This is a genomic window from Paraburkholderia sp. CNPSo 3272 (genome assembly GCF_024206495.1).
Lineage (GTDB): Bacteria > Pseudomonadota > Gammaproteobacteria > Burkholderiales > Burkholderiaceae > Paraburkholderia.
In genome coordinates, this window is record NZ_JAMBPQ010000008.1 from 207,969 (window position 1) to 222,245 (window position 14,277).

General features: G+C 66.1%; 10 protein-coding genes. 4 read left to right on the top strand and 6 right to left on the bottom strand.

What is annotated here, in order from left to right:
- The first annotated feature begins 401 nt into the window (after positions 1-401).
- The 4 genes from M3I53_RS13365 (at position 402) to M3I53_RS13380 (ending at position 3,816) form a co-directional block, all read left to right on the top strand.
- The gene (locus tag M3I53_RS13365; protein ID WP_254316395.1) at positions 402-1,199 is read left to right on the top strand and encodes an acetoacetate decarboxylase; all 798 of its coding nucleotides are present in this window, start codon (positions 402-404) and stop codon (positions 1,197-1,199) included.
- Positions 1,200-1,234: 35 nt separating this feature from the next.
- Positions 1,235-2,017 (top strand): 3-hydroxybutyrate dehydrogenase, encoded by a 783-nt coding sequence (locus M3I53_RS13370; RefSeq protein ID WP_254316396.1) that lies wholly within the window; start codon positions 1,235-1,237, stop codon positions 2,015-2,017.
- Positions 2,018-2,043: 26 nt separating this feature from the next.
- Positions 2,044-3,306 (top strand): patatin-like phospholipase family protein, encoded by a 1,263-nt coding sequence (locus M3I53_RS13375; protein ID WP_254316397.1) that lies wholly within the window; start codon positions 2,044-2,046, stop codon positions 3,304-3,306.
- A 132-nt stretch (positions 3,307-3,438) separates the two neighbouring features.
- The gene (locus tag M3I53_RS13380; RefSeq protein WP_254316398.1) at positions 3,439-3,816 is read left to right on the top strand and encodes a hypothetical protein; all 378 of its coding nucleotides are present in this window, start codon (positions 3,439-3,441) and stop codon (positions 3,814-3,816) included.
- Positions 3,817-3,857: 41 nt separating this feature from the next.
- Here the strand turns inward: M3I53_RS13380 and M3I53_RS13385 are convergent, their stop codons facing one another.
- The 6 genes from M3I53_RS13385 to bcsB are packed head-to-tail and all read right to left on the bottom strand — an operon-like array spanning position 3,858 to position 14,249.
- Positions 3,858-5,024, bottom strand: a complete 1,167-nt coding sequence (locus tag M3I53_RS13385) for a cell division protein FtsQ (protein WP_254316399.1) — start codon at positions 5,022-5,024, stop codon at positions 3,858-3,860.
- Positions 5,025-5,028: 4 nt separating this feature from the next.
- The gene (locus tag M3I53_RS13390; protein ID WP_254316400.1) at positions 5,029-6,438 is read right to left on the bottom strand and encodes an MBOAT family protein; all 1,410 of its coding nucleotides are present in this window, start codon (positions 6,436-6,438) and stop codon (positions 5,029-5,031) included.
- Between the two features lie 4 nt (positions 6,439-6,442).
- Positions 6,443-7,171: an alginate O-acetyltransferase AlgF gene (locus tag M3I53_RS13395; RefSeq protein ID WP_254316401.1), complete on the bottom strand. Its 729-nt coding sequence runs from the start codon at positions 7,169-7,171 to the stop codon at positions 6,443-6,445.
- A gap of 43 nt (positions 7,172-7,214) precedes the next feature.
- The gene (locus M3I53_RS13400) at positions 7,215-7,865 is read right to left on the bottom strand and encodes an SGNH/GDSL hydrolase family protein (RefSeq protein ID WP_254316402.1); all 651 of its coding nucleotides are present in this window, start codon (positions 7,863-7,865) and stop codon (positions 7,215-7,217) included.
- A gap of 44 nt (positions 7,866-7,909) precedes the next feature.
- Positions 7,910-11,905 (bottom strand): cellulose biosynthesis protein BcsC, encoded by a 3,996-nt coding sequence (locus M3I53_RS13405; RefSeq protein WP_254316403.1) that lies wholly within the window; start codon positions 11,903-11,905, stop codon positions 7,910-7,912.
- Between the two features lie 16 nt (positions 11,906-11,921).
- Positions 11,922-14,249, bottom strand: a complete 2,328-nt coding sequence (bcsB, locus tag M3I53_RS13410; RefSeq protein WP_254316404.1) for a cellulose biosynthesis cyclic di-GMP-binding regulatory protein BcsB — start codon at positions 14,247-14,249, stop codon at positions 11,922-11,924.
- Between the last annotated feature and the right edge of the window lie 28 nt (positions 14,250-14,277).

The window sequence follows — 14,277 nt, forward strand, 5'->3', positions numbered from 1 at the left end:
CGATCAGGTATCGCGCCGGCTTTCTCAAGGCAGCCTATATCCTTCGTACTCCGTTGCAATCACAACGAACCACGTCTTTACCGAGGCGAAGCATTCCCTCACTGCGCAAAGCGGCTCGCCTGCGCTCCCAATCCACGCATTAATCTATTTCCCGTTTTGAGCAACAATCATCAGATGTTTTCTGTGCAATGGACGTAATGCCATGATTAGGCTGCCAAAATCGGCATATGCGAGGCTGAACCCATCACACAAAAATGACGCTGGGATGGCCAATAAACTTTCAATTTCCTTTTTATTTAACGAAACTGAAACAGTGTTTTATCGCCATAAATCCGATCGTGTCATGTTTTCCCTCTAATATCTGTCGCGACGTTTTCACGAAGCCTAGCCTGGAGAACAGTATGGATCTGGCAAGAATCCGCCGCGATGCATTCGCGATGCCCATGCACAACCCCGCGTATCCGCGACCGCCGTTTCGCTTCGTCAATCGCGAATATTTCATCATCACGTACGAGACCGATCCCGATGCGCTGCGCGCCATCGTGCCGGAGCCGCTGAAGCCGGAAAACAATCTCGTGCATTACGAATTCATCCGCATGCCCGACTCGTCGGGATTTGGCGACTACACCGAAAGCGGACAGGTAATCTCCGTACGCGACCCGCAAGGCCGCCTCGCGAATTACACGCATTCGATGTATCTCGACGACGAAGGCCCGATTGCCGGCGGCCGTGAAATCTGGGGCTTCCCGAAGAAGCTCGCGCGCCCCGTGCTCGCCGTCGACGGCAACGACACGCTGCTCGGCACGCTCGATTACGGTACGCAGCGCATCGCGACCGGCACGATGGGCTACAAGCATCACGTGCTCAACAGCGAAGACGAGCGCCGCAAGCTCGCCGATACGCCCAACTATCTTCTCAAGATCATTCCGCATGTGGACGGCACGGCGCGCATCTGCGAGCTGGTGCGCTTCTATCTGCGCGACGTGACAGTGCGCGGCGCATGGAGCGGCCCGGCCGCGATCGAACTGCATCCGCACGCGCTCGCGCCCGTCGCCGATCTGCCGGTGCGTCGCGTCGTGGGTGCCCGTCACGTCATCGCGGACCTCACGCTCGATATCGGCGAAGTCGCCTTCGACTATCTCGCCACGACATCGAGCCACGACGCCGCCCTGGGCGAACCCGAAGCCGAACTCGCTTGATCTGTTTATCTATCGCTTTTTAGTAAGGAATACGTATGTCTTTGAAAGATAAGGTTGCAGTCATCACGGGCGCCGCGAGCGGCATTGGCGAACATTGTGCGCGTACGTTCGCGAGCCAGGGTGCGGCGGTCGTGATCGCCGACCTCAATCTTGCGAACGCCGCAAAGGTGGCGGACAGCATCGTGGCCGCGGGCGGCAAGGCCCTCGCCGTGGCGATGGATGTCACCAACGAGGAAGCGGTGAATGCAGGGATCGACGAAGCGGCGAAAGCCTTCGGCGGCATCGACGTGCTGGTGTCGAACGCGGGCATCCAGATCATCAGCCCGGTGGAGGAGTTTCCGTTTGCCGACTGGAAGAAGATGCTCGCAATCCATCTCGACGGCGCGTTCCTCACCACCAAGGCCGCGCTCAAGCATATGTACGGCAGCGGCAAGGGCGGCTCGATCGTCTACATGGGATCGGTGCATTCGCACGAGGCGTCGAAGCTCAAGGCGGCTTATGTCACGGCGAAGCACGGTTTGCTCGGCCTCGCCCGCGTCGTGGCGAAGGAAGGCGGTCCGCGCGGCGTGCGCGCCAACGTCGTGTGCCCGGGTTTCGTGCGTACGCCGCTCGTCGACAAGCAGATTCCCGAGCAGGCCAGGGCGCTCGGTATCGCGGAAGCCGACGTCGTCAAGAACGTAATGCTCAAGGACACCGTGGACGGAGAGTTCACCTCCCTCGACGACGTGGCCAACACGGTCGCGTTCCTCGCGGGCTTCGGGTCGCAAGCGCTGACGGGGCAATCGGTGCTCGTCACGCACGGCTGGTCGATGCACTAAGCCACCAACGAACAAAGGGAGAACGTATGCGCAGCAGCAATCTCACCGCCCGCACGGAGCGCAAGCCGTTTGAGCTGCCGCGCTACGACGAAATCGCCCTTGTTTTGCAGGGCGGCGGCGCGCTCGGGTCCTATCAGGCCGGCGTGTTCGAAGGGCTCGCGCAGAGCGGCGTCGAACCGCATCGCATTGCGGGCGTGTCGATCGGCGCGCTCAACACGGCGATCATTGCGGGCAACGAGCCTGCGCAGCGCGTCGAAGCGCTGCGTGGTTTCTGGGAGTCGATTTGCCATCCGCTCGACTGGTTCGGCAACCTCGGCGCGCTCGCCATGCCGATGTTCAGCCACCAGGATTTTTCGCGCCGTTGGGCCAGCATGTGGGCCGCCGGTCGCGCGCTCACCGAAGGCCAGCCTGGCTTTTTTGCGCCGCGCCGTCCGCTGCCCGTCGCAGGCTGGCAGAAGGCGACGCCGAGTGCGGTGAGCTACTACGACACCGCCGCGCTGAAGTCGACACTGCAACGCTTCGCCGATTTCGACCGTATCAACGACGGCCCGATCCGCGTTTCGGTGGGCGCCGTGAACGTGCGCAGCGGCAATCTCGTCTATTTCGACAACGCCAAAATGCGGCTCGAGCCGGAGCACTTCATGGCATCGGGCGCGCTGCCGCCGGGCTTTCCGGCCGTGGAAATCGACGGCGAGTATTACTGGGACGGCGGCCTCGTGTCGAACACGCCGCTCACGGAGGTGCTGCGTGACGCGGACCACAAGGACACGCTCGTTTTTCAGGTCGATCTATGGAGCGCGAGCGGCAACGTACCCGCCGATTTCCTGGACGTGGCCGAACGAGCCAAGGACATTCAATATTCGAGCCGCACGCGCGCCATCACCAACATGCTTGCCGATCGGCAAAAGCACGCGCGCTTTATCAAGGAACTCCTCGAGCACGTGCCCGCCGAGGCGCGCCGCAACGATCCCCTGTTCCGGCTCGCCGAGAAGGTCGCCGATGGTTCGTCGATCAACGTAGTCCATTTGATCTACAAGAACAAGCCTTACGAAGGGCATTACAAGGACTACGAATTCAGCGCCGACACCATGCAAGAGCACTGGTCGAGCGGCGTCGAAGACATTCGCGCGTCGTTTGCGCATCCGGACTGGTTCGCGATACCGAGCCGCGAGCAAGGCTTTGTCACGCACGACATCCATCGGCGCGCGGGCGAAGTGCCCGAGTCGGATCGCGCCGAGCTGAGCGCGGGCGCCTCGGGACAGGTGGATCTGCCTCGCAAGGTCGCGTAGGCGCAGCGAAAGAACCGTTCCGCCGCCGGGCCCGCGCTTGAGGGTTTTCCTTGACGCCGGCCCGGCAACATCGCCAATGGTTGACCGACGGAGGACGTGCTAGGCTGCTTTCAGACAACTCCGGAGACTGCGATGCCGTTCATCTGCGAAAACGTTGAATGTCGTGCCGTACTGGCTCGCGGTCAGGTCAGATCCAGTCATGAGGACGACGGGTGGTGTTTCTACTGCCCGGACTGCAAAACCCGGAACGAGTTGAAGGATGTCGGCATACCCGGCGGTGCTGCCCAGTTGGTTCAGCCGGAACGATCCAGCCCTCCGCACAGGATCATCGCGACGGCTCGCCCCCTGGAGGACGGCGCTTACGCAGCGCAATTACGCGTGCAGAGGGCGCTCGCGATAAAAGGCACCTACGCGGTCGAGGAGCGCTGGGAGCAGCTCGGCGTGTTTCCGAACGCGCAAGAGGCCGTAGCGCATGCGAATTCTTTCGCGACCGAGCTGCTGAAGGCCTGATCGTCGAACGCGCGCTGGATCGACTACCCGGACCGAAGGCCTCAACGCGAAGCCATCGTGCCAACCGGACCGGCTTTCGGCACAATCACGTCGTCTTCCGCTTCGAGCGGCGCCTGTAGATCCCGTTCGTCCAGTTCCCACACAACCAGTTTGGGAGGCGTCTGGGCATACGCGGCGCTCGCGAAATACGCGCGCGCCGAGCCGCCGAACTTGCCGCCTTCGCGCGCGAAATTCCCCACGCCCTGGCCCGATGCCAGCGCCAGTTGCGGCACGAAATCGGACGTCGTCGAATATGAGGTGCCGATGACCGCGATGCCCGGCAGATCGCCGTCGCCGAACAGGTCGTCGGCCGACGTAGCCGCCTGGGCCACGTGAAGGTAAGCCCGGCCCGTCACGATCTCCGCTCGCGGCTGCCAGGACACCGGCAATGCATCGAGGCCGGCCAGCCGCACCAGGTCGCCTGGCCGCCGGGCCGGCGGCGTGTCGGCCACGCGGTAGCCGGGCTGGCTCGACACGCTCGAACCCGGCGGCTCGTCCAGCGCCCGAATGTGCTGCGCCACCGCGCGCGCCGCGGCGCCCGCGCCGTCCTGGGTCCAGTGCGTGTCAGTCCGGAAAAACGCGTCGCCCGGCACGCCGCGCAGCGCCGGGCCCAGGTCCACCACGGGCACGCCAACGGCTGCGAGACGCGCTGTCCAGGCGCCCAGACGCGCATTCAGCGATGCCGGCCGATACAGGCCGCATAGATGCTGCGGTTCGATGCGCGACTTGTCGGGCACCACGGCGACGAGCAACGCAATGCCGTGGCGCGCCAGTTCGCGCTGCACGGCGGCGACCGTTTCGGCGCGCGCCGCGAGATGGCGGTCGCCGTCGGGGTACACGGTCAGTTCGTCGCGCAGAAACAGCCACCCGGGACAGCCCTGCCGCACGCGCGGGCCCAGATCGCCCAGCGTCAGCCAGCCCAGCGCGCGCTGCGTGCGCGCGGCGTCGGCAGCGATCGGCGTGTCGGCCATGCGGCTTGCGAGCTCCTTCGACACCGTGCCGTCCAGCATGCCCGCACGCGTGACGGCGTGAGGCAACAGCGATGCCGTCGTCGACGCGAACCGGAGATTGAAGAACAGGCCCGCGAACAGGAAGCCCATCAGGATGACGGCAACGACCTTGCCGGCGCGCGTAGCGGGTAGTTGCGGTAGCGGCTTGGGATCTTCCATGGCGTCAGAACTGGAAGTAAAGGAAAGGCACCGCGCCGCGCGCGACGATCAACCCGAACGAGAGCAGAAAGCCAGCGAGCGGCCACACGGCCTGCGACAGCCGGCCCGGCGCCGTGTCCGCGAGGCGCGCCCAGCGCGATTGCCAGATCGGCAGCAGCACACAGACGATGCCGAGCGCGGCGGCCAACACATGCACGGGCCGCAGCAGTACGATGGTGGCGTCGCTCAAGCCGATTCCGTTCAGGCCGAACTGGCCGCGGTACATGGCGAGCGCCGCATGAAAACCGACCGCGCGGAACAGCGTCCACGCGAGCATCACGAAAACGAGCGTCAGCACGTGAGACAGCCACAGCGGCACAGCGGGCATGCCGATGCGCCGCCAGAGGCGCGCCACCGTGAGCGCCACGCCGTGAGCGATGCCCCACAGCAGGAAGTTCCAGCTATCGCCGCCGTGCCACAGGCCCGCGATGGCCATGGTCAGCAACAGGTTGCGACAGGTTTGCCACTCGCCGTCGCGGTTGCCGCCCAGCGGGATGTACAAGTAGTCGCGAATCCAGCTCGACAGCGACAGGTGCCAGCGACGCCAGAAGTCCTGAATGCTGCTGGCCAGGTACGGATGGTCGAAGTTCTCGGGGAAGCGAAAGCCCAGCATCTGCCCCAACCCGATGGCCATGGCGCTATAGCCCGCGAAATCGAAGAACAGCTGCAGCGTGTAGAAGCCGCAACCGAGCCACGCGTCCGCCAGCGTGGGGGCATGCATGGCGAACACCTCATCGACGATGGGCGACAGCGTGTCGGCCACCAGCACCTTCATGCTCATGCCCACCATGAGCCGCCGCGCGCCGGCCGCGAAAGCGTCCCAGTCGACCGTGCGCGACGCCAGCTCGCGCTTGACCCATGCATAGCGGATGATCGGCCCGGCGATCAGGTGTACGAACATTCCCTGATAGGCCCCATAGCGGATCACGCTGCGGTCGGCCGGGACTGTGCCGCGCTGCACATCGATCAAGTAGGAGATCGATTGCAGCACGATGAAGGACAGCCCGATGGGCAACACGACGTGCTGCCACGGAATCGGCCCCGCATGGCCTGCCGCCAGCACGTTGTCGAGGCTATCGACCACGATGTTGGCGTACTTGTACCAGCAGAGGATCGCGACGTTCACGGCGATGAAGACCGCGAGCCAGCCGCCGCGCGCACGCGGGCTCGGCGCCCGGTCGATGACCACGCCGCCGAACCAGCCGCAGAACGTCAGCGCGATGAACAGCAGCAGAAAGACCGGGCTCCACCAGGCATAGAAGAACCAGCTGCAAAAGAGCAGCACGCCGTTGCGCCAGCGGGCCGGCGACACGACATAGATCGCCAGGAAGGCCGGCAGAAACAGCGTCAGGAATTCGAGGGACGCGAAAACCATGCGATCAGCGGCTCACCGCGTCGTTCGCGAAGAAGATGCGCGACTGCGCACCAGCCGGCACGAGGAACACCGTATAACGCTGTCCCGCCACGAGCGTGCCCAGATTCAGCGGCTGGCCCACGGGTTGGCCGCCGCAGGCGAGTTGCACCGACAGCGCGACCGGGTTGACCTGGCGGCGCTTGCTCTGCCCCGCGGCCACGCCGTCGAGCAGCACGATGTCGTGGCCCGGCACCTTCAGCGTGGGCGTCGCGCAGTGCGCATCGAGGTTGTAAAAGCCCACCGAGGCTTTCAGCGCGTTGAAGTCGTCCGGCTTTTCGCGGACCGTCACGACCTGCGAACGCGCGCCCTTCTGCGCGCCGTCGAGCGCGACGATGCTGACGAACTCGCCGGGCTTCACGGTCGCGCTGACGTCCTGATGCGCGCCGCCGGCCGTCAGCGTGCCGGCCACGGGCTTGCCCGCGGCGATCGGAAAGAAGCGGCTGGCCGGGTTCTCGGCATCGAGTGTCAGGCGTGCTTTCGAACCTGCCGAGCTCACGTCCACGGGATGCGATCCGCCATCGACGAAACGCACGAACGACGAATCCTCCGCGGGACCGGACGGATACAGCGGGATATCGGCGGCCATGGCCGGTTCAATGGCGAATGGCGCGAGCAGCTGCGCGGCCAGCGCGAAGCCGGATAGCGCAAGGCCGCGAACAACGAAGCGCAACGGCTGGGAAAGGACTTTTTTCATTGTTTTTCTCAGACTCTCGATGTGACGAAGCGGCGGCGGCGCCTTACTTTTGCTGGACGACCGGCAGCTTGACGAGCGCCTTCATGATGTCGGCGCCCCAGTACTTGTAGCCGGTCGTCGTCAAATGCTGGCCGTCGACCGTGGCCCATTCGCCCGGCTTCGAAAACGTGAGCGAGTCGATGTACTGGCACGGTGCGACGTTGGTGGCGAGGAACGACGAGAGCTGCTTCACGCGCGCAAAGCTCTTCTGGTACTTGCCGCCTTCCGAACCCCACGCCGGCCCGACCCAGACGCACGCCGTCTTGCTGGCGGCCAGGTCTTGCGTGAGCGCGGTGACCTGCTGCCACACCCAGCTCTTGGGGAAATCGTCCTTGCCGTAGCCGCCGATGGTGTCGCCTTCGACGATGATGACGAGGTTGGCCTTGTTCGCCGCAACCAGTTGATCGATCGGCTGCGTTTTCGCGTTGTGATCGACGACGAGCGGCGCCTTGCCGTTGCGCGTGGCGCCGCCGCAAGTGCCCGGCACCGACTTCAGCCAGTCGCCCGGCACGCTGCCGCACACGCCGTAGGTGTGCACCTGCGCGCCGGCGGCGATCAGTTGGTCCTGCAACGTGTCGATGAGATAACCCGGCTCGCTCAGATGGCTGTCGCCAATCATGAGAATGCTGAGACCTGCAAGTACGGAAGCAAGCATGAACTTAAGACTCCTGAAAAACGGTCGATCTCCGATCGACCCGGCTACTGATCGTTGTAATGCGACTGGTAAGGCATGACCGGCATATCCAGCGACTTCGTCTGCGGTGCGAAGCTAAAGCGCAGATACAGCCCAGCCACCCACTGGCGGTAGCTGGACGCGTTGTTGGCGCCCACCGACGCGCCGCCCGTGAGGTGATTGCTGAAGCGGTATTCGGCTGCGGCCAGCAGGTTGTAGCCGACGCCGGTCTTCGACTGCGCGGGATGGACCGCGCCGTCGCCTGTCGTCGACGTCGCCGCAGAGGCGGCGGCCGCCTGCAGCGTGCTGTCAGTCGGGAAGTACGGCGCGCCGGCCTCGTGGTAGTACTGCAGACCTGCCGAACCCTGCAGCTTGTAGGTCCAGCGATCCGAGCGCTGCGCCCACGTGATGGGCACGGTGAATGCATAGAAGCGCTGCGGACTGAAATAGCCGCCGTTGCCGTAGGTGAAGTTGTTCTGGTCGTGGCGGTAGAACTCGCCGCTCAGGTTCATGCCGATGGTCAGCATGTTGTTGGCGCTGCGCAGCAGGTACCAGTATGCGCCCGCGCCGACCTCGGCGCCCTCGTTGGACTGGACGCTAAAGCCGTCCAGGTACTTCACGGCCCCGTAGCCGTAGAAGCCGAAGTCCTGGTTGTCGAGGCCGATCGCGCCGTGCAGCCCCGTCGCGGTCACGCCGCCCCAGCGCAGGCCCGAGCGCGCATCGGTCGAACCGGCGAACGACGTGATGCTGTCGGTCACGGCGCGGCGCGATACGCCCGCATTGAACCAGCTGCCCGCCTTCGCATCGATGGCGCTCCTGTACGACACGCCGCCGACCACGTTGGTGTACTGGAAACCCAGAGGCGTCGTGCCGATGTCGAATGCCCACTTGCGCGTCTCGTAGCCCACGCCGAGACCCACGCCATGGGCGCTCTGCGCACCGGGCGCGGCGACCTTGCCGCTTTTCTGGTCCTCCGCTGCTTTCGGGCCGCCGCCAAACTGGCTGCTGCTGTAGACATCGGTGCCGAGCGTGCCGCCCTCGAGTTCCACCGGCGTCACGCGCAGCGACAGCTTGCCGTTGCCGACCGGCAGCAAGGCTTCGAGCGGCTGCTGCACATCCGTCAGTTGCGACGTCCCGGCTGCGCTGTTGTTCGAGGAGACGAACAGCCCGCCGCGGATTTCCGGCGAGCGCTCCGAGCGGATATCGTCGAGTTCGTTGCGCATGTCGTCGAGCGAGATGGCGCCCTCCTGAGGCGCGCTCGTAGCCACCGCGTCCTGCGGCGCCTGCTCGCCGAGCGGCGTGCCGGCCACGGAAGGCAGCGCGGATGCACGCGCCCCCTTCGACGTCGTGGCAGACGCGACGCCCGAAGCCGTTCCCGCGTCGTTCGCGAGCACGCCATCGGACGCAGCGCCCGCCGTGCCCTGCGCCGCAAACGCAGTCGCAGCCGGCTGGCGCATGTCGCGAGCGGCAATGCGGCGGCGATCGTCGTCGTGCACGAACGGATTGCCCGCGACATGGACGCCTTGCGCCTGCACGCCGAGCCGCTTTTCCTTGGCGGCGATGGCAGTAACGAGCAGCGACTGCGCCTCGCGGGTCTTGCCCTCTATGGCGTAGATGCGTGCAGCGCCCGCCAGCACGTCCGGATCGTTCGGCGCCTTCGCGATGGCCTGTTTCAGGGCCGCGTCCGCCACGTCGCCGTTGCCGGCCTGCACTGCCGTCATCGCCACGCCCAGCTCCAGACCGGGATTATCGGGGTCGTTCGCGAGCGCCTTCCGGTAGAGCGACAGCGCCTTGGCGTACTGGCCGTCGGCCGCATACATGCGCGCGAGCGCGGCGTTGGCCAGGCTGTCGTTGGGCCGCTTCGCGAGAACCGGCGCGAGCGTGTCGTAGGCCTGCGCAAGATCGCCTTGCTGACGTTGCTGCTCGGCCAGACGCACGGCGTAGAGGTAATTCAGATCGTCCAGTTGCCGGCGCTGGTCCGCGGTCAGCGTCTCGCCCTGCAAACCGCGCATCACGTCCTGGGCCTGAACGTTCTGGCCGGTCTTGAGCAGGAGGCCCGCGTAGGCCAGTTGCACATCGGGACCGCTGCCCTTCAGGCCGCCCGGCGTCAGCCCGTGCATCAAGGCCATGGCGCGCGGCAGATTGCCCGCGTCGACATAGGCCTGCGCCAGCGCGCTCACCCGCGCCGGGTCCTTGCCCGCCGACGCTTCGAGCCGCGCCAGCATGTTGCGCGCATCGTCCAGATTGCCGTCGCGGGCCAGTTGCGAGGCTTGCGCCGCCACCGCCTGGAAATCGATCTGCTGCGCCGTCGCGACCATGTTCGGCGTACGCGCGGCGGTGGGAATGCGCGCCATCGTGTCCTGCGCGCGCGTCCAGTCGCCCATCTGCATGGCGAGCAGCGCACTCGCGTAGAGGGCGTCGGGATTGTCGGGGTTCGAAGCGAGCAGGCCGTCGACGAGTTCCCTCGCCTCGTCGGCATGGCCCTGCCGCAGTTCGTAGCGCGCCAGTTCGAGACGGATCCACGGATTGGCGGAATCGCGGCGCTGCGCGTCTTCGAGAATACGTCGCGCGGCGTCCAGATCACCGCGCTGCTCGGCGGCATCGGCGCGGCCAGCGGCCACGGCGGCGCGCAAACGATCGAGGCCGCCGATGCCGGCCTGCTGCTCGGGCGACATGCCGTCGACCCACTTCTGGGCCTCGTCGGCGCGCCCCGTTGCAGCGAGGATATCGACGAGCCCGCTCACCGCCTCGCGGTTGTTCGGGTGCGCCGCCAGCACTTCGCGGTAGACCTTTTCGGCGCGGGTCAGATCGCCCTGCGCCGCATACAGCCGGGCCGACGCATTGCGCCCGCCCGGCTCGGCCGGGTCCATGCGCAGCGCCTGGTCGAGCTTGCTGCGCGCGGCGGCGTAGTCGCCCACGCTCTGCGCGCCTTCGGCCTGATTCACGAGCAGCCAGTAGCGTGCCGAAGCGAGCGCCTTGTTCCAGTTCGCTCCGGCGCCCGGACGCGCGACGGCGCGCGCGAGCAGCGTCTGCGCCTGCGCCAGATCGCCCTGTTGCATGCGCACCAGACCCAGGCCGCCGAGCGCGTCGGTGTCGTTGGGTTTGTCGCGCAGCACATCGGTGAAGGACTGTTCGGCGGTCGTGATGTCGCCCGCCTTGAATGCCGCGAAGCCGCGCGTCAGACGCGGGTCCATGACCGGTGCGGCAGGCGCGCCTGCCGCGCGCGGCGAGAGCATCTGATGGCGGATTTCATCGTCATCGGGATGCAGCTTCAGGTAGTCCTCGAACCACGACTTGTTCTTCGGCGTGGGCGTGACCCAGGTCAGCACGGAGCGCCAGGCTTCCGTCGCCGCGCCGCCAATGTCCGGGCGCGCGGCCAGCTTTTCCAGCAAGGCGACGCCCGCGGCACGATAGCGTTCGTCTCGCACCTGATGCTGGGCCAGCGCCAACTGGGTATACGGATCGGGCGTCTCGGCGTTCAGGCGCGTCAAGCCCTGAATGGCCGGGTCCACGCCGCCGTCCGTATAGCCGAGGAAGGTGTAGTACTCGCGCGCCACATTGCCCTGCGGAGCCTTGCCGCCCAATGCCTTGTCGTATTGCGCGATCGCGGCCGCCAGCGCTTTCGGATCGTTCTGGTTGACGGCGTCCTGCGCCATCTGGCGCGCCTTGGCGAACGTCGACTTGTTGGGCTCCACGGCGAGACGCAGGTCCTGCTCGAGCAGCGGCACGTACCGGCTGTCGGGCGCCGCGGCGCGCAACCTCGTCAGATAGTCGTTGGCGACCGCAAACTGCTTCTTGCTCACGGCGATCGAACCCATGCCATAGAGGCCTTCGGGCTGTTTCGGATCGGTCAACAGCAGCTTCGACCAGGACTGCGCGGCCAGATCGGGCTTGTCATGCGCCTGCCAGTAGCGGCCCTGCTCGAGCAGCATTCTGGAACTGGCGTCCTGCGCCCATGCGGGGTGGCTGACTGAGGTAAGCAACAAACCCAGAACACAGGCCTGGCTGCGGCTGACTAACATGAAGGCTTCCTGATTATTATTGTGCGTGCTGCTTTGCGCGCAGCCGTGCCTCGGCTTCGGCATCGCGCCGCGCCTGACGGCGCCGCAAGGCCACGAACCCGCCTGCCGCCAGCAGCGCGAGCACGACGACGCCGAGCGCCTTCAGCAGCGAGGCCAGCGACAAGCCGAACGAAGCCAGCCACCAGTCGAGGCCGCGCCACAGGCCCAGATGCCCAACGTAGTACGTGTGCTCGCCCACGAGCGCATCGACTTCGTTGCCGCGGATCGATACGAGGCTGCCCTGGATGGGCTGCTTGTCGTAGTTCGGCACGCCCAGCAACGCCGCGACCGCATCCTTCAGGCCGTCGGATTGATTGCTCACCAGCATGACCACGCTGCGGCCCTTTTCCTTCGGCGACTCGAAGCCCGCGAGCACGGCGCTCACGCCCGGCCCCGTCCAGGCGAGCGAGAGGCGACCGGGAGCGGCGTCCAGACGCGGATTGGCGTGGAACCAGCCGCGCACGCGGCCCGGCAGATCCGAGAGCGAGAACTGCGCGCCGTGGTCGTACGCCGCGGGCATGTAGCCCGCCCAGTCCTTGAGCCAGGCCTGGTCGGCGCCCGAGGCGATCACGAGCAGATCCTTCGCCGCGGGCATGGCGTCGATGCGCTGGCCGCGCAGCACCGTGACGCCGCGCGCCGGATAGCCGGTCGAGTCGCCCATGCGGCCCATCACGGCCAGATACGTGCTGTACTCCTGCGGCCCAGCATTGGCGCCGAGCACGACGTCCGTGTCTGACAGGTCAGCCATGCGCGTGAACGGGAAGCCCGCCTGGGCGAACGCGGCCAGGTTCGGCATCGCGATGTAGTGCGGATACCTCGACAGATCGATCGTCGATTCGGGATCGATCGCGCCGCGCACGTTGTCGATGATGATGTCGCGGCACTCGCCCTGCTTGATGTAGTCGTACATGTAGCGGAACTGCAGCTGCGTGTTCGGCTGCAGGAGCGACTCCAGCGGCACTTCCAGTTTCGCCTGACGCGGCAGGCTGCTGTCGGGCAGCACTTCGGCGCGAAGCTTGTCGCCGCCTTCGAGGCGCTCGAGCGGCAGCAGCGGAATCGACTTCATGAACTGATCGCTGACGCTGAACAGCAGCGACGAATTGACCATGTAAGGCTGCGGCGTGTAGCGGTAATGCAGGTCGATCGGCACGTTCTGCGCATGCCAGCCGAACAGGTCGGGCGGCACGCGCGTATTGATGCGGATGAGGTCCGGGCTGTAGCCCGACACACTCAACTGTTTGGTGTCGATCAGCTCACCGAACGACACGGGGCGGTCGGTGCGCAGCCAGCGCGGCGCGTCGTAGGGCTTGCGCGGTGCGAGATCGGCGAAATGCGTGATCAGCGCGCTCGGGCCCGCCAGCGTCTGGCTGCCCGTGACCAGCGCGTCGGCCGCCTGCTTGAGTTCCTTGCCGTCGCGGCCCATGACGAGCAGCAGCTTGCCGTTCGGATCGTTCGGGTTGCTGACGATGGCGAGCGTCGGACCTTGCAACGGCGCACCCGCGAGCGCGGCCTGCTGCGCGCCTTCCACGATGACGACCGCGTTGCCCTGAGCGGGCACGGCGGAGAGCGACACCGGGAAGTCCGCGCCGCGGAAGCTTGCCAGCGCGCCGAACCACGACGACACCGCGCCTGCGGCCTCGAGCGCGGCCGTATCGGGATTGCCCGGGAACACGACCGGCAGGCTCAGCCGGCGGATGTCCTGGCCGTCGAAGAACGGCTTGGGCAGGCGCGCCAGATCGTTGGCCTGCGGCAGCGGTTGCGTATCGATGCTCAGCGTGCTTTCGTTGCTGATATTGGCCCACAGGCTCGAATGCAGCGGGTCCTCGCACTGCGTGGTGTAGTGGCCGATCAGTTGCAGGCGCAACTTGCTGTTCGAGGTGAACAGATACGCCGGCAGCGCGATCGTACGCTGCAGGCTCGCGCCGGCCGCTTCCTTTGGCACCGCGATCGAGGCCGCCACCTGGTCATTGACCAGCACGTTGATGTGCGAGAGATCGGGCAGCAGCGCCGGCGAATAGGCATAGCGCAGATTCAGGCGCGCGCCGCTCACGACCTGATCGTCGCGCACGCCGACCGGCAGCGTATTGCTGCCGTCGACGCCGCGCAGGTTGAGCGCGTATTGCGCACCCAGTTGCCGCAACGACCAGGTCACGGTCGTCGACGACGCCGCAGCAGCCGCAGCGGGCTGCGCCTGCGCGTTGTTGGCGGCATTGGCGCTCGCCGCGGCCTGGGCATGCGCCGTCGAGACGAAGGCACAACCGAGCAGCAGCGCGGGCAACGCCCGCAATACCGGCTGTACGGACATGCAACGCGCGAGGCGTGCCCGGGAAATA